We start from the raw sequence: 26,724 nt of genomic DNA, 5'->3' as shown, positions 1-26,724 counted from the left end.
CAAGAGTAAAACTTGGGGGCTAGGTAAATAATTTAGTTAATCTAAAGAGAAAGGAATCGGATCAAGAACAAAAGCTGGGGATTAGGCAAATAATTTAGTTAATCTAAAGAGAAAGAAATCCACTTTTCGTACTCCTCTAAATTGATTTCTGAATGCTTTTATTTTAGCATTAAAAGATTCTGCCGAAGCATTTGTACTTCTATTATCAAAGTAGTTTAAAATCGAATCATAGTTGATTTTAATGGTATTCATAATTGTATTAAAGCTTTTGATTTCTAATTTTTCTACATCATTATACCAGTGCGCTAATTTTGTAATAGCAACTGATTTGTCTGTGTTTTTATTGTAAATATTACGTAATTTTAGACTTAGGTAATAAACAGTTTCAATTTTGGGATATTCTTGAAATAGTATTTTAGCTCTTTCTTTTTGACTCTCACTCCATTTATTTGGACTTTTATATAGTAGAAATCTACTTCTGGTAAGTAATTGTTTAGCTGTATCTCCGTTATAGAATTCTTTGGAAACAAAAGGTGTTTTGTTGAGCTTAGCTTCAGCTATTTCTAAATTTTCTTTATCTAATGCTTCCCATTTTAGCCTAATTCGAACTTCTTGCACAGCTTCTAATGCTAGCTTTTGAACATGGAACCTATCAGTTACTTGCTTGGCTTTTGGAAAGGATTTTTTAGCAATTAACTTCATGCTATTGGCCATGTCAAGTGTAATTTCTACAACTTGGTTACGTTTAACAGGACTTATCTTTTGGAGGTGATTAATCACTATTTCGGCTTTTGTCCCTGCTATAATAGCTACTATTGCTCCTTTTTTACCTTTGGCAGCTTTATTTGTTACCACAGTATAGAGTTCGCCCATTGATAAATTAACTTCATCAATAGATAAATATTGTCCCATATTTTCGGGAAACAATAACCATTCACTAGAGTGCTCTCTTTGGTTCCAGGTAGTAAAATTACTGAGATGTTTTTTATATTGTCGTTGTAGTTTCTTTCCGTCGACTCCAAAGAAGAAGCCTATAGTGTGACAATCATTTGCTTTAGTATCTATTAATCTCTTTTAAAAAATCCGCAAACTCTTGAGTCATGCGGGTTCCTTGTGCTATAATATTCCAATCACGTTGAATTATTGCTTGAGATTCTTTATCTGTCCATCTTCGTCGTTTAATATATAAATAAACCAACTTACCTCTCAAAGGGAAATCTTGGATGGTGATCTCGTTTAAGAATCCTTTAGAGACTAGTTGACGATTGTTAAACTCTTTGGGAGGAGTATTTTTCTCTTCAAAAAACAAGTGCATTTTCTCTTGTTCGATTTTAGTACTTACTAAATCAAAGTGTTCTACTATTAATTCAGGAAGCTTGATTTTTTTGGCGCTAAGTTATGAAATCTTCGATTCCTCCCCAACATTTGAGATTGACCCCTGATTTGTCTGTATTTTTATTGTAGATGTTTCTTGATTCTTGGCTTAGTAATTATGCTTCCTGTGTTTTTGGATATTTATTAAAGAGAATTGAAGTTCTTTCTTTTTGGCTTTCACTCCGTTTATATTGGCTTTTGTAAGGTGAAAAACGTCTTCTTGTTAGTGATTGTTTAGCTGTGTCTCTATTAGTGAAATCTTGAGCGATATATTTGATTTTATCTAGATTAGCTTGTTGGTTGGTTTTGTATTGGTTAGAATAAGGTGTCTCTAGATTCTTTTTGGATAGTCATTGTGTGAGTATGTTATAATTTAGCAGCTAGGTATTCAAGCATTGAGGTTGATATTGGCTTTGGTAGAAAGTCAATTACCATTGGGTATTTTTTTGTTTTTTCTAAGTCTTCTGGGTCTATAGTGGAAGAGAGTACGACTATTTTAGTTTGATTAAAGTCATTGAAATCGTTGGAGCTAAAGCAGTCTAGGAATTCCCATCCTCCCATTACAGGCATGTTTAGGTCTAGGAAAATTAATTGAGGAAGTATTTGGTTTTCTATCCCAGTTTTTTTGATGTGGTTAAAATATTTAAGTGCTTCTTCTCCATTCTGTGCTGTAGCAGTTTCTTTTGAAAAACCAGTTTTTGAAATTACTTTTTTGCACAACATTAGTGTGATTGGATCATCATCAATGCACAATATTTTATTTAACATTATTATTTGTTTTTAAAAGTTAAAGTGAATGTTGTTCCTTTGTCAACTTCGCTATTTACGCTTATAGTTCCTTCCATGGCATTAACTTGTGATTTTACAAGGTAGAGGCCTAAACCTTTGCTGTCAGGATAATCATGAAATCGTTGGTAGAGGCCAAAAATTTTGTCTCTGTTTCTGTTTAGGTCAATTCCGATTCCGTTGTCTTTGAACTGTAAGGTTACAAGGTCATTGGTTTGATCTGCAGTAATGGTGATTTTTAAATTTCTGTTGTCCGATTTATATTTTAATGCATTGGAAAGTAAATTGAGTAGTATACTTTCAATGTATGATTTGTTGGCTATCAGAGTAGGGACTTTGTCAAAATCTATTTTTAATATAGGTCTTTGTAGGTCGATTTGGAAAGATAATTGATTGAAAACATTTTCAAATACGTCTTTTAAAGAAATTGATTCTTTTAAGATGGAAGTATTGTCTTTGATAATCATGACTTTTGTTAAGTCATTGATAGTTTCATTTAGTAAATGTGTAGATTTGTTAAATCCGTATAATATTTCTTTTAATTCAATATCTTCAATTGTAATGTCTTCAATTAGTGTTAAAAGTCCGGTTAGGTTTGAGATTGGAGCTCTTAAGTTATGGGAGGTAATGTATGAAAACTGTTTGAGATCTTTGTTGTTTCTTGTTAGTTCAAGGATTAATTGTTCTCTTTCTTTTTCTTGTCTTTTTTCTTCTGTAATGTCTCGCTGTATTGAAATCCAGTGAGAGATTTCTTTTTCAGAGTTATAAATAGGTATCATTGAAAAGTGAAGCCAAAACTCTTCTCCGTTTTTCTTGTAGCTAATCATTTCGATTACGCATTCTTCGTAATTTTTAATTGCTAAAATGACTTTTTTAATGATTTTGAAATTAGTATTTGGGCCGCTTAAAAAGTCGGGAGATTTATGAAGGATTTCATCTGATTCATAACCAGTCATTGTTGTGAATGCAGGGTTTACGTAAACTATTTTGGGGAGTTTTGTTTTGTTGAAATGGGCTTCGGTGATGATTATGGAATCTTTTGTTTGTAGAATTACTGTTTCAAGTAATTTAAGTCTTAGTTCTTCTTCTTTTCTTTTGGTGATGTCTTGTATTGCTCCAATCATTCGTATGGCTTTGCCGTTTTCATCTTTTAAAAGAAATCCTCTGTCAAGAACATATTTATAAGTGTTATCTGCGCATTTGAAGCGGTATTCGTCTTGCCAGTTTTCTGTCTTTTGTTCGATGAAAGAATAGAGTTTAATTGACATCTTTATGCTGTCTTCTGGGTGAATGTTTTGAAACCACCAATTTGAGCTTTCTCCTACTTCTTCTTGATTGTAGCCATAAATACCTTTGATTCCTTTGTTCCAGTATAGTTTATCTTCTGCAATGTTCCAATCCCAAATAGTGTCACTAGTAGCTTTTGCAACGATATCGTATTTTTCGTTAGATTCTTTTATTTCGTTATTTGTTTTTTTTAATTTTTCAAAAATAGCTTTGCTTTTATTTTCATTTTCAGTTAGAATATACCTGAATATTAGTCCTGTAAAGGTTACTAATAGAATATCTTTGGAAAAGTTGAAAATGGGGTAGTTTCCGTCTAATAAATAGCGTAGGGAGAGTTTGTGAAAAACAATAACTGCAAACAATGCAATCAGCAGATATACTACGGTTATTTGGTTTATTTTGTTTTTCATTACCCAAATGTAATTAATTATTGTCAATTAGAAAATTTCTAATAAATTAATTTAAAAGTTTGTTTAAAAGATTTTTAATTGTTATTTAGAGTTATGTCAACGTAAACTATTGGCAAAATGTTTTTTATTTCAAAATAAAGTGTACCTTTGCACCCATTAAAAATCACAGATGGAATCTATTAGAAATATTGCAATTATTGCCCACGTCGATCACGGTAAAACAACTTTGGTTGATAAAATTATGTATCACTGTCAGTTATTTCGTGACAACGAAAACACAGGTGACTTAATCCTTGATAACAACGACTTAGAGCGTGAAAGAGGTATTACTATTACTTCTAAAAATGTTTCTGTTCAATACAAAGGAACAAAAATCAACATTATTGACACTCCTGGTCACGCCGATTTTGGTGGTGAGGTAGAGCGTGTATTGAATATGGCTGATGGAGTTTGTTTATTGGTAGATGCTTTTGAAGGCCCTATGCCTCAAACGCGTTTTGTATTACAAAAAGCATTAGACCTTGGTTTGAAACCTTGCGTTGTTATTAATAAAGTTGATAAAGAAAACTGTACTCCTGAAGAAGTTCATGAGAAAGTTTTTGACTTAATGTTTGAATTAGGAGGTACAGAAGAGCAGTTGGATTTTCCAACAGTTTATGGTTCTGCTAAGAATAACTGGATGTCTGACCATTGGGAAAACGTAACTGATAATGTAGAAGCATTATTGGATATGGTTATCGAAAATGTACCAGCTCCAAGAGTTTCTGAAGGAACTCCACAAATGTTGATTACTTCTTTAGATTTTTCTGCTTTTACAGGTCGTATCGCTATTGGTCGTCTTGAAAGAGGAGTATTGAGAGAAGGTATGCCAATCTCATTAGTAAAAAGAGATGGTACTATATCTAAATCACGTATTAAAGAATTACATACTTTTGAAGGTCTAGGACGTAAAAAAGTACAAGAAGTAATTGCTGGAGATATTTGTGCAATTGTAGGTGTTGAAGGTTTTGAAATTGGTGATACTATTGCTGATTTTGAAAATCCTGAAGGACTTGCTTCTATTGCTATTGATGAGCCTACTATGAGTATGTTGTTTACAATTAATGATTCTCCTTTCTTTGGAAAAGAGGGTAAATTTGTAACTTCTCGTCATATTAGAGATCGTTTGACAAAAGAGCTTGAGAAAAACTTAGCAATGAAATTGGGTGAAACTGATTCAGCTGATAAGTTTATGGTTTTTGGTCGTGGTGTACTTCACTTATCTGTTCTTATTGAAACAATGAGAAGAGAAGGATACGAATTACAAATCGGTCAACCACAAGTTATTATCAAAGAAATTGATGGTAAAAAATGTGAGCCAATTGAGGAATTAACAATCGACTTACCTGAAAATCTTTCTGGTAGAGCGGTAGAGTTTGTTTCTATTCGTAAAGGTGAAATGCTTTCTATGGAAGGTAAAGGAGAGCGTATGATAGTTAAATTTAATATTCCATCTCGTGGAATTATTGGATTGCGTAATCAATTGTTGACTGCTACTGCAGGTGAGGCAATTATGTCACACCGTTATATTGGATATGAGCCTTTCAAAGGTGCTATTCCTGGACGTAACAATGGTTCTTTGATCTCTATGGAAAATGGAAAAGCAATTCCTTATTCTATCGATAAATTACAAGATCGTGGTAAATTCTTCGTTAATCCTAATGATGAAATTTATGAAGGTCAAGTAATTGGAGAAAACTCACGTAGCGATGATATGTGTGTTAACGTAACTAAGGCTAAAAAACAGTCTAACGTTCGTTCTTCTGGAAATGATGAGAAAGCAAGAATTATTCCTCCAATCATTTTCTCTTTAGAGGAAGCGTTAGAGTATATTCAAAAAGATGAATATGTAGAGGTTACACCTAAATCTATTCGTTTAAGAAAAATTTATTTGACAGAAACTGATAGAAAAAGATTTAAAATCTAATACTATCACAAGTATATTAAAAAGCCATTTCGAAAGAAATGGCTTTTTTTGGTTCTACTAGTAGCGGAAATTATTTTTATTGTGGATGTATTCAATATAGATACTTGGCGTTCTATTATGCTAAAAAAGCGGCACGGGTATCAGTATTATACAAGCAAGCTTAGTACTAAATATACTTTCGTTTGTTATAATTTATGTGATTGGTTCTGTTTTGCGTGAGGGATAGAAGTGGAAATCCTTTTATTGAATGGAGCGATAGCGGAATAGAATAAAAGATTGAAACCTCCCGAAGCGTTGGGAGCCCAACCCGCTCCCGACACTTCGGGATTTCTGCGGGTCACGCCCAAAATAATAAATTTTTACTTTCTATCTCTTTAAACTAAAATGTCCTTTTGTTTCTCTACCATCTTCAAGCTTTACGGTGAACCAATAATCGTCTGCGGGAAGTTGGTTGTTGTTATAGGTACCGTCCCAGCCTTGACCTAATGGATTTATTTGACTTAATAGTTTTCCGTAACGATCGTATATGTAAACAATAGATTTAGAATTAAAAGAAGTACTTATTCCTTTTAAATTCCAATAGTCATTGTGCCCATCTCCATTTGGTGTGAAAAATTTAGGAGCTCCAATTACTGAAATAACTTGGGAAACGGTACCACATCCATTAGTGTCTCGAACATAAACGGTGTGTATTCCCGATGAAATATCGTTGAAAATATTTGAGTCTTGGAAAGAGTTGTTAGGGTCGTCAATACTATATTCGTAATCACCTAAACCAATTGCGTCAACTGTTATTGAATTTGTATCTGCTAAATCATTAATTTCAATGTAAGATATTTTAGCAATGTCTGATGGAGTAACTGAGATACTACGAGTTCTACTACATCCCGTTGTTTTTGTTGTGACATCAACAGTGTATATTCCTTCTGAATTCACGTCCAAAGTAGGATTTGTTTGATTTGTAATTAGTGAGCTATTTTTAAACCATTTATAGCTGTAATCCGAAGATGGAGAATTATCTTTAATACCCGCGTTAAGTTGAATATAAAAGGTGGGGATATTAGAGCAAATTAACTCATTCTCATTACCGTCTTTATTGATGTTAATATAAGGCAACGGATTAATGGTAAATGGAATTGTGGTAGTTGCAGGACAACTATTGTTTATTGGATTTTCAATTTTTACGGTTATACTTTGAGTACTAGTGAGGAATGGGTTTGGAAGTGGACTTGGTAGCATATTTCCAATTTGATCATAATATGTTACCGTCATTCCAGTTTGTGAACCTAGTAATGTTGATTCAAATGTTGAACTGTTAAATGGAAATTTACCATCTTGATTAAGTGGGTCAGCTTCGTCATCACAAACTGTTGTTAGAGAATTTGGAATAGGAAATACTTGGGGTAATTTGTCAACGATAAATTCAATATTCGTTTCTTCGAGACATTTTAGAGTTGAATTATTTGTGACAATTGCTTTAATGATTTGTGATTTTGTTGAAAAAGCAGTAGGAAAGGGACTTGTAATCAAAGTTCCGTTAGAATCTTTAAGAGGGTTGTTTAAATTATCAAAATAAGAAACGCTTACATTAGTTTGTCCATTCAATAAAGTAGATTGTAATGTAGAGGTATTGAAATTTAAAACACCATCTTGATTGTCGTCACATTGTCTAGGTATTGTTACTGTATTTGCAAAAGGTAGTTTTTCTACGTTTAATGTGACATAGGGACCAAGTCCAAAACAAGCATTGTCTGAGTCACTATCAACGCGTCCCCATATTTGTTGTGAGTTAGGGTAGCCAATATTTCTATAATTGTTAATGTTTGTAATATTATTAATTTCAGCTAATGCATCATTTTGATTTTTGTAAAAACGTACAGTGTAATTACCAGCTAGTAAAAGTGCTTTTATATCTGTTTCAGCACTGCTAAAATCAAATGTAGCAATTCCATCTCTTTTGTTATTGTTTATATTGTTATTGCCATTTATATCTAGTAAATCATCACAGGCCTCAAATGTTCTATTGAAAGTTAAAGGTATTTGAGTCGCTACTACTTTAAGGGTTAATTGTGATACTCGGTAACAATTATTAGAGTTAACAACTCTTGCCCAAACAGACATAGTATTAGGAATCGTATTGGTGAATCGTATTGGATTTGATATTAATTCTGTGGTATTGGCAGTATTAGCGCCTGATAGTGAAGTATAGTAGCTAAAAGTTTCATTTGATGCATTCGCAGAAATGTTATCATTTTTTACAGTCAGGTTAAAGGTAGTGAATCCATCTAAATCATCATCACATTGTACAATTGTAATGTTGCTTACCGTTGGTAATATATAAACTTTCAATATGGTCTCTGATGAAAGTAAACCACAGCTATTTCCTGTTTTATTTATAAAAACTTGATATTTATAGTTGTTCATACTATTAGTAACAGCCGAAATAAGCAAACTGTTTGTAGTTGCCCCATTATAAGTAGCATTATTTGTAATAGGATTCCAAGTGCTTCCATTGGTCGATATCTGCCATTGGTAACTTTCTCCATTATCTGTAACTGTTATTGTTGCAGGTTGTAATTCGCAGGTGGGCGGTACAATGGGTTGATTTGTAATTACAATTGGAGCAGCGATTATGTAATTGTTGCTTGGGGATGTATAACCTGCTGCACTTGTAACTTGTCCTTTTGAGTTTACAGTTATTGGACTATTCCCTAAGATACCGTCATTATTTGGGTCTAGAAATCCAGCTTCAATAACGTCTAAACACAGATCATTGTCACTATCTAATTCACGATAATTTTTAATGCCATCATTGTCAATATCTGTATTGGTAGCATTAGTTCCAGATTCATCGATGTCATTGATTCCATCGTTATCACTATCCCAGTCTATATAGTCTGGAATGCCATCGCTATCTGTATCTATAGGGGTTAAACCAGTTCCAAAGGCATTGTCAATTCCGTCTTTGTTAGTGTCAGTATTGGTAAGTACTAAGGCTGTATTTCCTTGGGCTTCTATACGGTCTAGAATTCCATCATTGTCGCTATCATCATCAATTTGGTCAGCTTTACCATCTCCATCAGTATCTTTAGGAACGCAAGTAGCAATAAGTTTAAAAGTTGATTTGTTGCCGTTAGTTTCAGATAGATTTTTGTGGGTGATGCTAACACTATTGGTTAGGTAAGTCGAGAATTTAAAATCTCCTGTACCTGCAGCTAAGGGAACGACGTTGTTTAATCTAAATCGAATTTCAAAAGAAGAATATTGAGTCACCCCACTTTCATAAATGCCATCATAGTCTGTGTCTATTAATAATTGGTTTGAAGGATTAGTTACTGTAATTGTTTTATTGGTGTCTGAATTGACAATGTATTCTGCGCTTGCATTTAGTAAATCGTTGCTATTGGCAGTAGAAACGTATTCCATGGCAATCGAAATAGATTGTGCGAAAGTTAGTTTCTGCGTGACAAAGCTTTCTGTTCCTGCGGGGATTTCAGTTACAAAACTACCATCTGCATTACCTATAAAAGGGTTTGTGCTGGCTGTGGTAGAAGTGGTTGTTACTCCTGTAAATGAATTAGAATATACTGTCCCGCTATTGCTGTTAGAAATGTTTATAGATTGATTACCATAAGATTCTGTGCAGTTTGTTATTCCATCATTGTCGTTGTCAATGTCTATATTGTCATTGACTCCATCACCATCTAGATCCGTAGGACATTCACTTACTGGAGTTTTATCTGAAAATAAAGGAATAGCAGTTGGACAACCAGAGATGGTACCTCTTACATTGTAATATCCTGGTGCGGTAGGAGTGTAGCTATTAGTTGTCTCTCCTGCTAAAGCACCTCCATTAAAAAACCACTGAAAAGCATCATAGGAGGAAATGGTGCTTACTTTTAGTACAACATTAGGAATGCATGCCGAAGTTGTAGTTGCAATTTTACTAGAAATTACTTCTGGTTTGGTATCAAATCCAGAATAATAGCCACCGTAAGTAGCGGCCCCATTTTTACCAAAATAGGAAACATATACTTGCTTGGTTGATTTTATAGAAATGTTTCCAGAGAGATTGTTGACGGTATATCTTTCAAATCCAAGATTTCCGGCAATGGCAACTGGGCTTGAAGTTAAAGCGCTATTGTTGATAGATACAGTTGCACCTTTTTCTGTTACGATATTTAAAAAATTTGCAGAAAAAGAGGTGCTTCCAATCGACTCAACAAGTGGTATGTTGTCAACGACTCTAGGAGTTGTACAGTTTAATGGCGGAACAAAAAACATATTTTGATTGGCTGCACTTGTAGCACCTCCGATGCTTTGATAAGCAAAAACGGGTTCTGAAGTAGTAACATATAAATTACCATTGGTGAAAGAACTACCATCAATATCTGCATATTGTCCGGCGGCAAGTGTGAAAGATGGAGTTGTACTACCGTTAAGATAGACAATAGTGTTGTTTACATGAGCTATTAATTGGATTCTCTCAATCTCATTGGTTCCTAGTCCTTTTACAAAAATATACTCTTTTCCTGTTTTTTCATACGATACAATTTGGTCAAAACCAACATCCCTTGCAGTTGTAATGGTACTGTTGCTCCCTCCAAAAGAACCTGAATTTACAGCAACTGGTTTGTCTGTTTGTACTAATGCCCCAATCATTTTTGAACTGTTTGATATAGTGCTCGTACTATTTTCTAGAGATAAAACATAGCTTTCATTTTTATTTAAAGTAACAACAATGGGACCGTTTATGATCGTTCCGTCAGTAAGTATAGTTCCCACCGGAATATTAGAAATTGTAGCAGTAGTATTATTTTCAGTAGCCAAAATGGAACCGAAATTCAGTAATGAGCCATCTGTATTAACAGGATTAAGCATAGCTCCTAATCTAAAGGTTGTTCCTAAGGCACTATTTCCTTTGGAGACAATCCCTCCTGCATGATTGAAAGTTCCGTTGGTGTTTTGAGCCGAATTAATTCTCATACTCACATAGACTTGATCTTCAGCTTCAATGATATAGCCTTTGTTGGATAATTTTCCAATAGTAGTTTTAAGTGTCACTAATTGAGTAGAAGTTCCTGTTCCTATGTAGTAAACATAAGGCGCTGTATTGCTTACTACTCCATTTACTATATTGCCACCAATTTCTATTATTTTGAAATTTACATTGGTTGTACTGGGTGTCGATATATAAAAATAATGATCATTTGCCATACCATTACTACAAGCAATAGGTGGTATGTAATGAGTCCTACTAAATTGTGCAAAACCGTTAAATGTGATTAATATAAATAATGCCAATAAAGTGTTTTTCATTTGCTAAAAATAATAACAAAACACAATATAATTAGTTAAAATTTTGTTAGTTTGTTAAAAATAATACTTATTTAGTTTTTTTTAGAATTAAAGAGTAACTTATAGATAATAATTTGATGTAAATTTGCATTAAAGCCACCAAAACTATGAGTGATTCTTCTGTTTTATTTAAAAAACCTACTTACCCTATTAATGATGCTTTGTTCGGATATTTAGAACGGTTTGATCGTATCTCTAGTGTTTCCATCTGTTATGATGATTTACTGCGTTTTTCAGGATCTATATGTGTATTTGACAAAAATGATCAAGATACTTTATGGGCACGTGTCTATTACAATGAATTTGAAAGAAACGAAATTGATTTAAATTTAAAGAAAATATATACACTCCTTCACTCAGACGGAAATGTAGAGATTGTTAAGTTTTTGAATATTGATGCTATTGATTATTGTACGTTTGGAAACTCAAAGCCTTTCCGTATCAAAGTAAGAAACATTCTCAATGATAATTATGTACATTTTTATATCAAAAAAGCAGATGCTTCTAGAATCTATGGTTTAGAATTAGAAGATATTCTTTCTCCAGATAAGATTAATTTTCTGGTTTATAAAGACACCTTAATTGAAGAACATATTATTGGAATTCCAGGCGATGTTTTCATGGAGACCTTATTGAAAAACTGTACCGAAACTGAGAAATCTCAAATTGCAAAAGAGTTTGTGAAATTCAATGAACGTTGCATGATTCGACTTTTGGGAGATATGAGAGCCTATAACTATGTAGTACTACCCATTCACGATTTTGATCAAGTAGTGTATAGAATTAGACCAATCGATTTTGATCAGCAATGTTATGAAGGGAATTTTAAAATTTATAGACCCCAGTTTTTTAAAGAAAATGGACCAATGGTTCAATTAGTCAAAAATAAATTGCAAGAATCATCTATAGAACAATATAAAAATGAAGAGCGAGCTGCATTAGCCAAAAGGTTACATTCTGCCGCTAAACGAGTGAGTAAATTGTTGCAAATTATGCGCAGAGACACAATTGCACCACCAGAACATGTCAAAAAGTTAAAACTAGAATTATACCGTTATACCCATGATTTGAATTTCAAAAAAGCAACTTCAATGGGAAAAGTTTTAGAAGCTGCTTTCGGTTTTGTTTCTAGAAATTATAAAAATGCCAATATTTTCAAATCAGGCTTTTAGTATTTAAATAGCAATGCTTCTTTTTTGAGCGCACCCCGCTGAAATCCTGAAGGGTCGGGACATTGAAGTCCTTAGCTGGTTCCGCTATCGCTACACTTGTTTGTGGGCTTTTCTCCCGAAACTTCGGGACTATCCCTCACACAAAATCACGACAAGACTCAAATAGCAGACTAGGCAATTCCTCAAAAAAAAACACTACGGAATTGTATGAGATGAAAAACAGAAAGTTTTAATTACCCACAAAATCTAATTATAACTTAGTGGCTTAGAGTCTTTGCGACTAGAAATAAAACCCAGCTCAATTTGTATTAGAATCAAAAAAAAGAAAAATGAAAAAGTATTTTAATATCATAGTTATATTTTTTGTTTTGGCTTGCCAGCAAAAGTCAAGTAATCTAGTCGAATTGTTTTCTTTCCCAAAATCCTTAAAAGAAGTTTCAGGAATTATCACAGTACAAGATTCAAAGCTAATAGCATGTATCGAAGATAGTGGCAATAAAAATGAAATCTATCTTCTGGATTCTAAAGGTAAAATTCAAAATACCATTAAAATTAACCAAGTCGAAAACAACGATTGGGAAGACATCACCAAAGATATCCATGGCAATTTGTACATAGGGGATTTTGGTAATAATGATAATGATCGAAAAGATTTAGCCATTTACAAAATTGATAAAAACAAACTTTCAAGTTCCGAAACTAAACCTACATCCATTATTCAGTTTGCATACCCAGAGCAAAAAGATTTTCCATCCAAAAAGAAAAGCAGGTATTTTGATGTAGAAGGTTTTATTGCTTTTCAAAATAATTTTTACTTGTTTACCAAAAACCGTTCTTCCAATTTTAACGGAACCGCTTTTATTTACAAAGTACCCAATGCACCCGGGAACCATCCAGCCAAAAAAATAGGGGAATTCAAAACCGGCCCAGACTATGAGAATTATGCCATAACCAGCGTAGCATTAAGCCCTGACCAAAAGAAGTTAGCCATTCTGACACACAGTAAAATTATCCTTTTCGAAAATTTCAAAGCCGATGATTTCCTTTCCGGAAAAAGGACGGAAATTGACTTGGAGCATTTTTCACAGAAAGAAGGTGTTTGTTTCAAAGATAATACGACCCTATTTATCGCCGATGAAAAAGTGAAAAAATCAGGCGGTAAACTCTATGAGTTTAAAATCCAAAACCCAAACCAAAACTAATTCGAGCTTCTTCTGCTTTGCTTTTAAAATAAGTTAGCCTTGCAGTAAGCGTATTAATACCGTTCAACCACAAACCGCCTCCAACAGCTTGATGCCATTTGGAACTGTTTTCACCATCGAGCCAAACACGACCATAATCAAAACCACCCAGAATACCATAAGTCATAGGAATAATACTTTCTTTGATCTTACCAATGCTGAATCGTAAATCACTACTTTGATAAAACGAACTTTTACCCAAAAAACGTTCATTTCTAAAACCTCTTAAACTCGCATCGCCACCCAAAACAGCTCCTTGATAAAACTCATAATTGTTATTCAAAATAGCTTTGGCTTTCACTAGTGATGCAAGAACCCATTTACCTTCAGCATCAATTTTATGATTAAAATTTAGCTTCGATTCAATAGTTGGAAAGTTTTTACGAGTTTCATTTAGATTTGTTTTCCAACTCCCGATTAATGAAAACCCCATTCCGAGTGTAGGTAAGGAAGGGTTATTATAATTCTCAAAATGATATCCTACCGTCAAACCTGCAAATTGTTGGTTGTCAAAAATAATCGGATCTACAATGGAAGGAGTTGCAATAAAACGTCCCGTTGTTTTTTCAACTTCTATGTTTTCAAATGTTGGCTGTAATTGTAAACTGCTACCATTTCTTCCTGATTTTTCAAATTGTGGTGCGATCTTAAAAATACTGATTTTTACCCTATTGTTATTCATTCCATAAAGTTCGTCCGTATTGATAGTTTGGTTTCCATAACCAAAAAAGTTAATTGAAAAATTAGGACTGGTAAAACGAGTTTCGAGATTGAAATCCCAGTTATTCGTTATTTTTGGCGCTCTAAAGGTGTAAAGCAATTCAAAACCACTAGTGGCAAAATAGTAATTGGCTTTTAGGATATGTTTGCTCGAATACGGATTTTGCTTGAAATTATTAACTGTGTAATTTGCAATAATCCCAAGTTTTACCCCATCATCAGGGTTGAAGCCAATAATAGGCAAGCCCGAAAAGGCATTGTATTTAGGTAACGAATAATTGTAATTGTTGACCGTGTAATCGTCAGTTAGTTTTTTGGAGGTTTTGGAATCTAAACTATAACTATTGTTCTTAGAATTAAAATCAATAATACGAATTCCTTTTCCGTTTTCAACTGTATAATTGTCATGGTTTAGACCGCCTAATAAGATAATTTTGACACTTGTTTTAGCATTGCCTTTCACTTCAAAAACATCATCATCATCCAATCCATAAACCCACAGATGTTTTGTTTTTTTACCAAAAATCTCTTTGGTGTAGGACAATTCGATTCCATCTTTTTTAATTCGATTGACCGTAACTTGAAGAATATCACCTGATTTTTTCTCGATGATAAATTGGTCTTTTTTATTCGTACCCACAACCAGAACTCTTTTTTCTAGGGTTTTAGCATAATCAATAGCATATTGTACAAGTTGCTTTTTTCGTGACTTTAATTTGTCTTGAATGGATTGGATCGTTTCGTTCTGTACTTCTTTCGGTAAAGATAGAAAAGCTTCTTCAATGGCTTTGTCAGATAAATTTTCTTGAATAAATTTTGCTTGAGCAATCCAGTCGTTTGTGGTAGCCGTTTTCAAAACTGCCAAATCAAGAGGATAAGGTTCTCTATTAAACCATTTCACATTTTTTATTTCGTTCTTGAAAGTTTGCATATGTCGCAAGTCAGGAATATTCATCAGGATAGACAATAAAGCACCGTCGTATTTAGTGAAAGCCTGATCACGATCTCTCGGGATTGGTTTGAAGATGATTTTTTCTCCTTCATGATGTTCCCCCCAACGCCATTGGTCGTGATGTCTGTCCCAGTCGCCAAGAAACATATCAAACAATCGTGCTTTGATGTAAGCCTTTTCATCAATACTATATTTTTCGTCTTTGTGAATTTTTTCTAAAACTTCTTCAGTACTAATAATATCTTCTGGGGTATCAAAACTTGCTAAATCCTTTTGCCCCTCAGAAACATGTTCTTCGATAAAATATAATTCGTCACCAAAGTCTGCATTGAATTCCTTCAATCCATTTTGCTTTGGGACATAAAATAATTTTGGATTGGTATGACTCACCCTAATTTGGTCTGCCAGATGTCCTACGGCAAGGGATATATAAGGATGAGAACTAGTATAGAAATCCAGTAAAAAATCTTCAGCATACGTGTTTTTAAAAGCATCTTCAACAAATTGATCCTTAAAGGCAACGGACTGTAAAAATCGAGAAGCACTCTTTTTTAAGGCACGCATGGCATATTCTTTTCCTTTGGTATCGACCAATCGAAGCGATTTGGATTGATGACCACCACCTGCTCTTTTTGGTGATAAACCACCATATAAACTATCTAGATTTACAGTTTGAGCTTGTACTGGAATACTGTAATAGGGTCTATAATGTTTTCCTAAAATAAAATTATAAGTTCCTGATTTTTGAGTTCGCTCTTTGGTATAGACAGAAGCAGAAGTTGTTGGAGCAAACGTTGTTGGGAATTGAGAATTAGAATTGGATGTAACGTTCAGAATAGTTTGGTTAAAAAGTATTTTACTTTCGTCATAAAAAGAAACAGTTGTTTTTCCATTCGTGTAAACGGTAAGAATTGCAAATCCTTTTTGACCATATGAAAAATCATTGGGGTAAACTGCTTTTGCAGCTTCTTCTTTGGATCCTGCACCACTGATAATTTGCTTGATGTTTTGGTGATCAATGTATTGCAAATTGTGATCGTGTCCAGAAACCACAACCATGTTATCTTGTCCCTGAATCAAAGTTTTGATTCGGTTTACGAGTTTTGAATATTGCTTGTTTTGAATGTCTTGCGGACTAACGCCTGATGTTTTGCGAATTAGATTTAGGAATGAACCAATAATAGGCAATGGGATTTTTTGCTCCAATGGGAAAAGTTGTTTTTTCCACGAAAACTGTCCGCCATGACTGCCATTAGTTATTAAAGGATGGTGCATGGCAAGAATAATCGTCTTATCTTTGTTTTTATTCAAAAGATTTTCTATTTCTTCAAAAAAAGCGTCACGGGTTTTGATGTCACAATCTTCATTAATAGTTGGTGTTTTGTTCCAGTCTTCCAAATACCACTGGCTATCAATAGTGATCAATAGTACCTTGTCGTTGATTTTTACGTCATCAATCGCACAACCTTTTCTAGGAGAGAAAGCTTTTTTGTCCTTAAGATATGCTTGGACTAAGTCTTCTTGTTCTTTTAACCCTTTAATTCCACTGTACCAGTCGTGATTTCCGGGGATAAAAATGGTTTGTCCTTTGAAGTTTTTTGTAATTTCTAATTGATTGAGTAATTTCTGTTCTGCAGATCGGTATGAAGGGGCTGATTTTTTACTCGGGATTCCTTTGGGATAAACATTGTCCCCCAAAAATAGTAGAGTCGAGTTTTTATCGGCGGTTTTCAGTTTTTCGCTTAAAGCAAATAAAATAGACTTAGGGTTTTCTTCTGAAATATTTCCAGCATCACCAATTAAATAAAAAGTATGTGCAATTTTTGAGCTGTCTTTCTCGTTTGAAAGATTTGAATCATTTACATTAGAACCGTATTGTTCTTTTTTTGTAGCGCAAGCGTATAAAAGAACTGATATAAAAACAAGAATCAACCGTTTTTCCAAAAACAATTTCATATTTTAGTAGTATAATTTTTTTATTATGAATATCCTCCAGCAAGCCGAAGCTTTTGTCTCAGAATTACTCAAAGATAAACTTTCTAAATCATTTACTTACCATAATTTAGGACATACTAAGGATGTGGTAAAAGCGGTGGGCGATATTGTAAAGCATGAAAATGTTAGTACTAAGGATACCGAAGCGCTATTGATGGCAGCCTGGTTTCACGATACGGGATATATTAGAGGATGCCAAAAACATGAGCTTTCGAGTGTTGAAATAGCTACTGATTTTTTGATAGCGCAACAGCAATCTCAAGATTTTATAGCCAAAGTAAGTGCGCTTATTGAAGCAACAGTCTATGACTACCAACCAAAAAACAGTTTAGAAAATATAATAAGAGATGCTGATTATTCTCATTTTGGGAATTCTAATTATCCGACAATTTGTGAGCAATTAAGAGATGAGTGGGAAATAACTATGAAAAAAGTTTATACCAATGTAGAATGGGCCAGGGAGAATATTTATATTATGGAACAATGGCATCAGTATCAAACGGATTATGCACTTCAAAACTGGCAACCCATAAAAGAGAAAAATATAAAAAGGATTAAAGAAATGATTGAAAAGGATATGCAAGAAGGTGAGGTTCTTAAAAAAGTAAAAAAAACAAAAAGTAAAAAAGAAAAACCAGATCGTGGTATTGATACCTTATTCCGAATCACTTTAAGTAATCATACACGATTAAGCGGCATTGCAGATAGTAAGGCAAATATATTACTGTCTGTAAATGCAATTATTATTTCGATAGCGCTGTCTTCAATAATTCCCAAACTAGATAGTCCTGGAAATGCTCATTTAATCATGCCGACCTTTGTACTGCTAATGTTTAGTGTGGTGTCTATTATTTTTGCAATTTTATCTACTCGACCAAAAGTAACTACAGGAACTTTTACTCGAGAAGATATTGAAGCACAAAAAGTAAACTTACTGTTTTTTGGTAATTTTTATAAAATGCCCCTCGACGAATACCAATGGGCAGTAAATGAATTAATGAAAGACCGAGATTATTTGTATAATTCGATGATTAAAGATTTGTATTTTTTAGGAATCGTACTTGAAAAAAAATATAGATTACTTAGGATTACCTATAATATTTTTATGATCGGAATTATTGTTTCGGTTATTGCTTTTGTAATTGCTTTTAATTCAGTTTTAGTTTAATTCGTCTAGTAATTCTTGATAGGTATAATCGTTAGGTTGATTTATATCAGTGTTTATGACTTTGATGCGCAACGCTTTTAAACCTGAAACACCTTGTAGCTCTTCTACATCAAACTGTTCTATTTCAGGTTCAATTATTTTTTTGAATTGTAAATACTGAATGTATTTTAGGTATTCTGTTTCTTCACTTTGATGTGAATATACAATAGTGATTTTTTCTTTTTGTGTAATGCGTTCTTGCGTCCCTTTGATATTCGCTTTATCGATTCGCTTTTTGACTACTTCGTAGCGGGCATTGTAAGTGCCATCTACGTCAAAACGTTTTTCATCCATTCTAAATCGAATAGAAAGTGGCGAACTAAATACGAGAATCAAAGACGTAACATCCAATTCATAAGGTAATAACGGCTTCAAACGGTGGTGCTCTAGTTCCATTTTACACAAAGTTTGCAATTGCCATAAACGTAGATTATTAAGATACATCATGTCAAACGGTAAGTTTGGATTGATGCTTTGTCCTATATATAAATTATGTTCGACACCGTCAGTTTTAAAACGTTCAAAGTAATGTGGATAATTATTCTGAGCTTCTATTTGTTCTTTATCTAATACCGAAGCCATTTTTTTATTGATGATAGACATTGCTTCGTCAAACTTTCTTCGGGCATGGTAAAAGAGTTCTGTTTTTTCATCTAATTCACTAAAGTAATTGTCAATTAACAGCTGTAGTTCAGCATTATTTTTAGAATTGGTCAAAATAGGGTGAATCTCCTTTTGAATGTATAATTGAATTTGCTGTTCGGTATCGGCTTTGAGTTCAATCAATAGCTCTTTCGAAAAAGAATGGAGCTCAAACTTGCGTTGTTCTAATAATTCTAATTTGCTGTTAGTTGTCAAATGATCCAAAATCCTAATCAAATGACTAATTTGGTTTTTTAAATCCTGTTTTACTGTTTCGTTTCTGTGATTCGAAGAGCTTTTGATATCAATCTGACCGTACAAAGGATATACTTCTTTGAAAACAATTGCTTTAAAAATATAGTCTTTGTTGGGAGCTTGAATCTGAAAATATTTCTGAGCTTCTTTTCTGAATTTCCAATATACACTTGGGTGAATAGAAGTATATTCCCTCTGGATAATGGCTTCAATTTGGTTTTGCAAGTCAATATTATAGCGTTCTATAGTTTCAACAACATAAGGCAACAATAAATCAAGATTGTTGGCATTGATGCTATTGAGTATTTTTGGCTGAGAAGATATGAGTTCAATAACGCCTAATAATTTATCGTTTTTTATAACAGGAGCTAGAATACAGCTCTTGATGTTTTGTTTGGATAAATGATTTGCAAATAGTGTATTTGTTGTCGAAAAACGATCAACGTCAGATATAATGAAAGGTTTTTTTTCTTCTATTAATGATTTTAAAGTACAGCCAAATATGGAGTTTTTACACAATTCTTCTTCTTCCTTTTCTAAAAGAATATAGCTGTTTTTTTCGGTATTACTGCTGAAAGGAGGTGTGGTGAATTTATTCTCTTCTTCGTTAAATAATACGAATCCTAATTTCAAATCAGGAATTTTGAAAATAGTCCTGAAAATGGTTTGAATTTCCTCATCGTTTTTATTTTCTTGAGTATCTGATTTTAGTAAACTAGTTTTTAAGTTCGAGATGGCACTTTCTACAGAAGCATCAAATAAAGATACAATTCCAAATCCTTTTAAAATCCAACTATTTGCTGGGAATTTACTTTTCCATAAATTAAGATCTTCATAGTTGTCCATTAATAAGTCAATGTCTTCTGGACTTAAAAGTACGGAATTTGAAGTAGGGAGTATTTCAATAAAATCGGCATTATACAAAATACGATAATGTTTCAAAATTCCGTTTACATCAGGAATGTCATAAAATAGTGGTTTGTTGTAATCTAATTTTTGACTATAATAACTATTGAGAATTAAGATGCAACTCATGATGTAGAGTTGGTTGTCATCATAATTTCGAATAGTCATGTCAAACGTAGTTCCCGCATTGGCTAAAATTTTCGTGAAACGTTCCGTATAATTAAAAGTTAAGTTCTGGAAAGGAACTGTTATCGCCTTAATTTCGTTTTTAGATAATGCAGTTGGGAATAAATCAGCTAATAGGTTTTTGATTAACTTTTCATTTTTTTTAATGATATTGTAATGTTCAATTCCAGTTCTTAATTCGGGAACTTGCTCAATTTCTTTGAGTAAAGCTTTGGCATAATTAGAACGGTAATCTACATCGGTCAATGCAATTTCTTCTAAGGACTCAATTAATTTGTGAAATGAAATTTGAGTTTTAAATGGACTTTCAGTAAATATAGGATGATTCATTTTTATTTTCTTTAGTAAAAGGCACTAAATAATGGTATTTATTGCAGATACGAGTAGTTCATATAAAAGTAAAAAAAAATCTCCAATTACGATAGTAACTGGAGATTAGAATTGTTCTAGGATGGTATTTTGTTTTTGAATTAGGAAACTTAAAACTATTATAGTTGAAAATTTTTCAGGTGTTTTAGTCGTATAAATTAGAAATTTAATTTATGGTAGATTTGGGATTATAAATATAAGACACAAGTTTTTAAAATGGTTAAAAAAACCGTTTAAATACATGTTATATGTGTTTATGTAGGTTTTTTATTTTTTTTTACAGGGTTTTTTTAAAAAAATATCCTTAACAGAAAAGAGCGCTAAGGATATTTTTGTGATAGTAATAAAAGCTACTTATGATTTTTGTTCTTTGTTGAAGTAAACTAGGTAATAATACATTTGTTTTTCTTCGTCCCAACCTTTTTCTACATACTTCTCAGCACTTTCAGGATTGATAAAGTCCATTTTGATTTGGATATTGGTATCCAAGTTAATGACATTTTTGATTGATTTACGAGCATCACTAACTGCAGCATTTGCAATTGGGAAAGAAGTAACATCTTCTATGCTGTATTTTTCGCCTTTGTCAACTTTATAGTTTTTGAATTCAGGAATCAAATCTGGGTTGTCAAGGACTTCATTCAGGAAATTAGTTTCTTCAAATTGATCGTTTTTAGCAAAATAATTCACAGAACGGTTCATGAACATGACTTCTTCTTTTTTGTCCTCTGCAGGGAAGACTACGTCTTTAGCAAAACCTTGGCAAAACTTCAAATATTTTTTTGTGATAAAGTTTTCATCTTCAAATGCATCTACAGATAAGAAATGCTCTAGCCAGTAACGTGCGTCATAGCGGTTGCTATCCACAGTCAATATTTTGAAGCCTTCTTCTTTTTTGTGGTTAAAGATGATGCAACCTTTGTCTAATTTATTCAAATTGATTCCGTGTTGTAGAATCATCTCTAAGTGTGTTCCTTTTTCCTCAAACTGTAAAAAGTCCGCTTGCAATTCACTCTTAAAAATTCCAATAGCATCTACGGGCGTATTGTCAATATTTACATTAGTCAAATACGTCACATAAACTTCTCCGTTTTTAATGTGTGGATGATTGGACTGTTCAAATAAATGTGTTGTTATTTTTTTTGAACATTCATGTATATTGGCAGGATTGTCAAAAATTTCACAAGCTAATTTGTACATGTCGTTGTAATCTAAATCAACTTCATGAGCAAACTGATAATAGTTTTCTTCTTTTTCTCTAAAAGGCTTTAAGAAAAACTCTTTAATAAGTGGTACAATCTCATCCGAAAGGTTAAAAGGTTGTTCCGATAAAAAGAGAGCTTCGTTACGACTTTTGTTTCCTACACGGTGAATAGAAAGGGAGTCGATGTGCGTGTTAAATAAGTTGATCATTTTGTTTTAGAGTTTCTTAGAGGCTAAGTTTCTAAGTTTCTGACATGTTACTTGTCTTCCTTTAACTTTTTAAGGAAAGCAATTAACATTCTTTCTACTTCTCGATTATCCTCGTATAAGTTGTTAAATTCTTCGGTATTTAAATAGCAAATGTTTTTTGCAATTTCTAACTGTGTTTGTAGTTCGAATAAAGAGCCTACTGCAATATTAATAAATCTGATGAGTTCGTTGTTGCTGTCTCTTCCAAGGCCTTCTGCAATATTACTAGGGATTGAAATTGCACATAGCCTTAATTGTGACGTTAATCCAAAAATCTCTTCTTTTGGGAAATTCTTTGTACTAGTATAAATCTTAGTTGTTAAGGACATGGCTTTTTGCCAAACGAGTAGTTTTCTAAAGTTGCTCATTATTTTTAATTTGTATGTTTTTAAGTACACAAATTATAAAAAATGAAAACACAGAAAAAAACTTAGCTACTTAGAATCTCTGCAACTTAGTAACTCAAAAAGACTTAATTCCAATTCTCTTCAAATCCAAAATCTTCAAAATTACTATCTCCTTCAAACATGTCTAAATCGTCTTCGTCTAAACCGTCTTCATAATCATTTGCATAATCATCGGCATTATCTGCTTCAAAGTTTTTTTCAATAGCTTCATCAGGCATTTCGCCATGAGAGAATAAGGTTTCAGGATAATGAGTACCCGCTTCTTGTTCTTCGATGGCAGCAAGCTCTACTAAGAATGTCCACATATTGATAAAATCATACACATAGATGATTTTGGTATTCTCATCGTCTAGGAGGTCTGAGAGTTTATAATCGCTCATGGTTTTTTGTTCACCAGGAATATCTCCAGTGTCAAAAAGAGGGATTTCATCTTCTTGATTCCATGTTTCGTCACAAGTGTAAAAAGAAGCGACTTCCAAACCATCAAACCCAAAGGAGTTAAAAATAGCATTGTGTAAATCCTCTAAAGTATCATCTTCCAATATTGCAATATCTCTAAAGATATCTTCTTCTGCATCTAGAATTGCTCTGAATTTGTAAACCATAATCTTTGTTTTAATGAAAGGTCAAAGGTAAAATTAAATTTTAGAATACATTTTACGAATCGTGAATTGTTAATAAAATTTACAAAATGTATCTTCTGTAATCTTTAATCCTTTTTGATCATTCGTTTTCTAAAAGTGTGGTAGTTCCTGTGGAATCTATTGTCGGTAGGATAACTTCTATTCTCGGTGACATTGTTTACAATAAGTGCAATTACAAGTAAGATCAAAGATCCCGCAAGAACAGGAGAGAGGACGTACCAATACCCTAAAGTTTTTATCTTTTCGGTTCCAATGATGGCAATCAAAGCGGTTGCACCTCCTGGAGGATGCAATGTTTTAGTAATCTGCATGGCTATAGTAGACAAGGAAACGGCCAATGGTGCCGATAACCAAATAGGCTCTGGTAGCAATATCTGAATAGTAACTCCAATTATAGCCGAAATAACGTGACCGCCAATAAGGTTACGAGGTTGTGAAAACGGACTTTGGATAATCCCATAAATCAATACGCTAGATGCACCAAATGAACCAATCAAGTATATTCCGTCTGAACCAGGGAAATGTTCTGCATGAAAATAAGCAATAAAAGCAATCCCAATAAAAGAACCAATAAACGACCAAAACTGTTCTCGGAAATCAATTAAGGTTTCTTTGTAAATGATGTATTTTGTCTTATGGAAACCTTGTTTGATATATTTAGTAGGCATTTTATTTAGAAGTATTAGGGATAAAAGTGTAAACGGTATGTGGGAAGATCATTTTAGCGGTGTATTTAGAAACAAAACACACAATGAGAACAGGAATAAACAAAATGTAATTATCGGTCAAACCAAGTGTTAAAAACAACGCTGTGAAAGGGGCATTGATGCTAGCGCTCAAAACGGCTGCCATTCCAAGAACCATAAAGTTCAAAACGATCACATCGCTGTTGAAAAAATGATTCAAACTCAAAGCGGTAAGCAATCCTAAAAAAGCTCCAATAAACAAGCTTGGTGCAAAAACGCCACCGTCACCGCCAGAGGCTAGTGTGATGGAAGTGACAATTGGTTTTAAAATCAAAATTGCAAGAAGACTTAGTCCAATTGAAATGGTGAGTAAATTTTGGTTCGGTTCGTTGATAATGGTTTTTATCGAATGATATCCTTCGCCGTACAATTGAGGAAATAAAATCAAGGAAGCACTTAGGATTATAGAACCTAAGATGATTTTGTAAAAATGAGTATTTATTTTTACAAATTGACTTTTGATAAAAAGCACCATTTTGGTTAGATATACTGCATTCAGTCCTCCTAAAATTCCAAGTAGGATAAAATAAGGAATAGCTCTAAAATTCCAAGTGCTGATGTTGATGGCAAACAGCGGAGGTTCGTTAATTAAAAGTAATAACGCATAAACGATTCCTACAGCGATCCCAGTGGTTAGAATGAATGCTTGAGATATCTTTTTCGAAATGACTTCGTAAGAAAATAATAATCCTGCAATTGGGCTACCGAACAATGCTGTAACACCAGCCGCAACTCCAGCGCAAATCAATTCGGTTTTGTATTGTCTAAAAATGTTTTTCTTTTGTTGTGCTACCGAGCCAATAGTCGCGGCAGCCACCACAGTCGAAATTTCGATTCCCGTAGAACCTCCAAAAATCACAGTCAAGAATCCGTTGATAAAGTGGGATGGAATTTTGTAATTAGGAAGATTCTTGGTTTTGGACTCAGTACTTTCAAAAACTTCTTTGATGCCTTTGTTTTCCTTTTTTTTGAATAAATACTGTCGTAAAAAATAAATTAAGGACAAGCCAATAAATGGAAAGAGCAGGTAGAATAGGGTATTAGTGTTTGCTCTTTCAAAGAATATTTGTTCGTAATATTCTGTTACTTTTTTTAATAAAATTCCTAAAAAACCAGAAAGAAGTCCAATTAAAATAGAAACTAGAACTAGTTTTCTAAAAATGATATAAGGATGATTTTTCTTGATTTTAGCCGTTTTTGTCATCGAGATTCTCTTTTTTAAGGAGTGCAAAGGTATAAATCAAATACGAAAATATTGTTTTTTTAACATTTTGTGTTATTTCTCGTAAAATTCAATCGGTAGTTCGTCAGGATCAGCAATGAAGAAAAAACAGTTTCCTGTAAAGTCATCTACCCGAATCGTTTCACAATTTATATTTTTAAAAGTCAAGTGTACTCTAGTTTTTTCTATGATTGACTTTGAAAGCTAAATGAAGCAAACCAGATCTCTCTGGACGAGAAGTTTGCTTTGGCGGGTTTGGAAACGAAAAAAGTTCGATAATGTAATTTCCATTCAAGCCTAAATCAAGTTTGTATTAATCCCGCTGCTCACGATATTATTCGCGAATAACTTTTAGTCCTGGGATTTGAGTATAGAAATGTTTTTACTTTTGGAAATCAGAACAAATAATGGCGATACGATGAACCTTATTGAGTTGGGGTATTGTCTGTGTTTAATTTCTTAATGATTTTCGCTGGGTTGCCAACCGCCATGCTGTTATCTGGAATGTCTTTGGTAACGACAGAACCTGCTCCAATAACGCAACCGTTTCCTATGGTGATGCCTGGACAAATGATAGCATTACCACCGATCCAACAATCGTCACCAATGGTAATCGGTTTTGAGAACTCTACTGTTTTTCGAGCTTCGGCATCAAGTGGGTGAGCCGCGGTGTATAATTGAACTCCGGGTGCAAAAAGAACGTTGGAACCAATAGAAACTTTGGCGCCATCAAGCACCACACAATTGACATTGAAAAACACATTATCACCACAGAAAATATTGTATCCGTAGTCACAAAAAAATGGTGGTTCGATGTATAAATTTTTACCGGAATTTGGAATGAGTTCTGCGATGATTTCTCGCGCTTTTTTAGTTATTCTATATTCCGTGATATTTAATCGATGTAATAAATTTTTGGCTCTTCTTCGGTCTTTTACTAAGGTGAAATCTCCAGCCAAATAATACTCGCCGTCAATCATTTTTTCTTTCTCTGTTTTCATAAAATAGAAGGTTTTTTCTATTGGCTAAAATAGTCATTTTTAACGGACAAATTGCAAGTCTAAATAGGAGCTTTTTGGAAATTAAGTTGTCGTTTTTGAACTCTTAATTTTTTAGAGATATTATTTTTTTTAAATAATTTCCCCAAAAATTTTCATGGAAATCTAATTACAATCCATACTTTTTTTGTTTTTTATTCAAGGAAAAACACAAGTAACGGACCTTTATTTGTTGGCTTTTTGTGTTTGAATAATAGGGTTGTGGGAGCTCTGTTTTTAAAGTTTAAAAAGCTCTTTTTTTTGAGGTCAATTTCAAGTTTTTTTTAGTCTTCGGTTTTGGGTATTTTAGAATCAGGGAAGGAAGAAGTAGGAGGGGAGTTTTGTTTTTCTTAATGTATTTCGTAGTCAGGAAAAATAAGTAGTATTTTG

General features: G+C 33.3%; 17 protein-coding genes and 1 pseudogene. 4 read left to right on the top strand and 14 right to left on the bottom strand.

Annotated elements, in window-relative coordinates:
* Positions 1-81: 81 nt before the first annotated feature.
* The 4 genes from ABZP37_RS16240 to ABZP37_RS16225 all read right to left on the bottom strand — a co-directional run bounded on the left by ABZP37_RS16240 (position 82) and on the right by ABZP37_RS16225 (position 3,857).
* Positions 82-912 carry a transposase gene (locus tag ABZP37_RS16240; protein ID WP_366184197.1) on the bottom strand — a complete coding sequence of 277 codons (831 nt, stop codon included), beginning with the start codon at positions 910-912 and terminating at the stop codon, positions 82-84.
* 142 nt (positions 913-1,054) lie between these two features.
* On the bottom strand, positions 1,055-1,381 hold the full coding sequence (locus ABZP37_RS16235) for a transposase (RefSeq protein WP_366187551.1): 327 nt from the start codon (positions 1,379-1,381) through the stop codon (positions 1,055-1,057).
* Positions 1,382-1,740: 359 nt separating this feature from the next.
* Positions 1,741-2,142: a response regulator gene (locus ABZP37_RS16230; RefSeq protein ID WP_366184195.1), complete on the bottom strand. Its 402-nt coding sequence runs from the start codon at positions 2,140-2,142 to the stop codon at positions 1,741-1,743.
* 2 nt (positions 2,143-2,144) lie between these two features.
* Positions 2,145-3,857: a PAS domain-containing protein gene (locus tag ABZP37_RS16225; protein WP_366184194.1), complete on the bottom strand. Its 1,713-nt coding sequence runs from the start codon at positions 3,855-3,857 to the stop codon at positions 2,145-2,147.
* 169 nt (positions 3,858-4,026) lie between these two features.
* Between ABZP37_RS16225 and typA the strand changes: the two genes are divergently transcribed.
* A complete protein-coding gene (typA, locus tag ABZP37_RS16220; RefSeq protein ID WP_366184192.1) occupies positions 4,027-5,823 on the top strand; it encodes a translational GTPase TypA in 1,797 nt (598 codons plus the stop codon).
* A gap of 366 nt (positions 5,824-6,189) precedes the next feature.
* Here the strand turns inward: typA and ABZP37_RS16215 are convergent, their stop codons facing one another.
* Positions 6,190-11,142: a T9SS type B sorting domain-containing protein gene (locus tag ABZP37_RS16215; protein WP_366184190.1), complete on the bottom strand. Its 4,953-nt coding sequence runs from the start codon at positions 11,140-11,142 to the stop codon at positions 6,190-6,192.
* Positions 11,143-11,288: 146 nt separating this feature from the next.
* On the opposite strand from ABZP37_RS16215, the gene ABZP37_RS16210 reads away from it, so the two are divergent.
* Entirely contained in the window at positions 11,289-12,353 is a 1,065-nt protein-coding gene (locus ABZP37_RS16210) for a hypothetical protein (protein ID WP_366184189.1), read from the top strand.
* A gap of 329 nt (positions 12,354-12,682) precedes the next feature.
* Positions 12,683-13,555 (top strand): hypothetical protein, encoded by an 873-nt coding sequence (locus tag ABZP37_RS16205; RefSeq protein WP_366184187.1) that lies wholly within the window; start codon positions 12,683-12,685, stop codon positions 13,553-13,555.
* Here ABZP37_RS16205 and ABZP37_RS16200 read toward each other — a convergent pair.
* A complete protein-coding gene (locus ABZP37_RS16200) occupies positions 13,527-17,222 on the bottom strand; it encodes a metallophosphoesterase (protein ID WP_366184186.1) in 3,696 nt (1,231 codons plus the stop codon). The genes ABZP37_RS16205 and ABZP37_RS16200 overlap by 29 nt on opposite strands.
* Positions 17,223-17,247: 25 nt before the next feature.
* Between ABZP37_RS16200 and ABZP37_RS16195 the strand changes: the two genes are divergently transcribed.
* On the top strand, positions 17,248-18,429 hold the full coding sequence (locus ABZP37_RS16195) for a Pycsar system effector family protein (RefSeq protein ID WP_366184185.1): 1,182 nt from the start codon (positions 17,248-17,250) through the stop codon (positions 18,427-18,429).
* Here ABZP37_RS16195 and ABZP37_RS16190 read toward each other — a convergent pair.
* The 8 genes and pseudogenes from ABZP37_RS16190 to ABZP37_RS16155 all read right to left on the bottom strand — a co-directional run bounded on the left by ABZP37_RS16190 (position 18,421) and on the right by ABZP37_RS16155 (position 26,298).
* Positions 18,421-20,787, bottom strand: a complete 2,367-nt coding sequence (locus ABZP37_RS16190; RefSeq protein WP_366184183.1) for a GAF domain-containing protein — start codon at positions 20,785-20,787, stop codon at positions 18,421-18,423. The genes ABZP37_RS16195 and ABZP37_RS16190 overlap by 9 nt on opposite strands.
* A 393-nt stretch (positions 20,788-21,180) precedes the next feature.
* Positions 21,181-22,239: a nucleoid-associated protein gene (locus ABZP37_RS16185; RefSeq protein WP_366184181.1), complete on the bottom strand. Its 1,059-nt coding sequence runs from the start codon at positions 22,237-22,239 to the stop codon at positions 21,181-21,183.
* A 47-nt stretch (positions 22,240-22,286) separates the two neighbouring features.
* A complete protein-coding gene (locus ABZP37_RS16180) occupies positions 22,287-22,646 on the bottom strand; it encodes a four helix bundle protein (protein WP_366184180.1) in 360 nt (119 codons plus the stop codon).
* A 104-nt stretch (positions 22,647-22,750) separates the two neighbouring features.
* Positions 22,751-23,290 carry a hypothetical protein gene (locus tag ABZP37_RS16175; protein ID WP_366184178.1) on the bottom strand — a complete coding sequence of 180 codons (540 nt, stop codon included), beginning with the start codon at positions 23,288-23,290 and terminating at the stop codon, positions 22,751-22,753.
* 104 nt (positions 23,291-23,394) lie between these two features.
* The gene (locus ABZP37_RS16170) at positions 23,395-23,997 is read right to left on the bottom strand and encodes an HPP family protein (RefSeq protein WP_366184176.1); all 603 of its coding nucleotides are present in this window, start codon (positions 23,995-23,997) and stop codon (positions 23,395-23,397) included.
* Between the two features lies 1 nt (position 23,998).
* A complete protein-coding gene (locus ABZP37_RS16165) occupies positions 23,999-25,279 on the bottom strand; it encodes a chloride channel protein (RefSeq protein ID WP_366184174.1) in 1,281 nt (426 codons plus the stop codon).
* Positions 25,280-25,351: 72 nt separating this feature from the next.
* Positions 25,352-25,739, bottom strand: a pseudogene (locus tag ABZP37_RS16160) (VOC family protein).
* Positions 25,723-26,298, bottom strand: a complete 576-nt coding sequence (locus tag ABZP37_RS16155) for a sugar O-acetyltransferase (protein WP_366184172.1) — start codon at positions 26,296-26,298, stop codon at positions 25,723-25,725. The pseudogene ABZP37_RS16160 and the gene ABZP37_RS16155 overlap by 17 nt, the downstream one beginning before the upstream one ends.
* Positions 26,299-26,724: the final 426 nt, after the last annotated feature.

This window comes from Flavobacterium ovatum, from assembly GCF_040703125.1.
Classification (GTDB): domain Bacteria; phylum Bacteroidota; class Bacteroidia; order Flavobacteriales; family Flavobacteriaceae; genus Flavobacterium; species Flavobacterium ovatum.
The sequence above is the reverse complement of the archived record's forward strand: the minus strand, read 5'-3'. Positions and strand labels throughout refer to the sequence as shown.

Bases quoted from the DNA above. Each gene is read 5' to 3' on its own strand.
- ABZP37_RS16240 (WP_366184197.1), bottom strand. From the start codon at position 912: ATGGGACAATATTTATCTATTGATGAAGTTAATTTATCAATGGGCGAA.
- ABZP37_RS16230 (WP_366184195.1), bottom strand. From the start codon at position 2,142: ATGTTAAATAAAATATTGTGCATTGATGATGATCCAATCACACTAATG.
- ABZP37_RS16225 (WP_366184194.1), bottom strand. From the start codon at position 3,857: ATGAAAAACAAAATAAACCAAATAACCGTAGTATATCTGCTGATTGCA.
- typA (WP_366184192.1), top strand. From the start codon at position 4,027: ATGGAATCTATTAGAAATATTGCAATTATTGCCCACGTCGATCACGGT.
- ABZP37_RS16215 (WP_366184190.1), bottom strand. From the start codon at position 11,142: ATGAAAAACACTTTATTGGCATTATTTATATTAATCACATTTAACGGT.
- ABZP37_RS16210 (WP_366184189.1), top strand. From the start codon at position 11,289: ATGAGTGATTCTTCTGTTTTATTTAAAAAACCTACTTACCCTATTAAT.
- ABZP37_RS16205 (WP_366184187.1), top strand. From the start codon at position 12,683: ATGAAAAAGTATTTTAATATCATAGTTATATTTTTTGTTTTGGCTTGC.
- ABZP37_RS16200 (WP_366184186.1), bottom strand. From the start codon at position 17,222: ATGAAATTGTTTTTGGAAAAACGGTTGATTCTTGTTTTTATATCAGTT.
- ABZP37_RS16195 (WP_366184185.1), top strand. From the start codon at position 17,248: ATGAATATCCTCCAGCAAGCCGAAGCTTTTGTCTCAGAATTACTCAAA.
- ABZP37_RS16190 (WP_366184183.1), bottom strand. From the start codon at position 20,787: ATGAATCATCCTATATTTACTGAAAGTCCATTTAAAACTCAAATTTCA.
- ABZP37_RS16185 (WP_366184181.1), bottom strand. From the start codon at position 22,239: ATGATCAACTTATTTAACACGCACATCGACTCCCTTTCTATTCACCGT.
- ABZP37_RS16180 (WP_366184180.1), bottom strand. From the start codon at position 22,646: ATGAGCAACTTTAGAAAACTACTCGTTTGGCAAAAAGCCATGTCCTTA.
- ABZP37_RS16175 (WP_366184178.1), bottom strand. From the start codon at position 23,290: ATGGTTTACAAATTCAGAGCAATTCTAGATGCAGAAGAAGATATCTTT.
- ABZP37_RS16170 (WP_366184176.1), bottom strand. From the start codon at position 23,997: ATGCCTACTAAATATATCAAACAAGGTTTCCATAAGACAAAATACATC.
- ABZP37_RS16165 (WP_366184174.1), bottom strand. From the start codon at position 25,279: ATGACAAAAACGGCTAAAATCAAGAAAAATCATCCTTATATCATTTTT.
- ABZP37_RS16155 (WP_366184172.1), bottom strand. From the start codon at position 26,298: ATGAAAACAGAGAAAGAAAAAATGATTGACGGCGAGTATTATTTGGCT.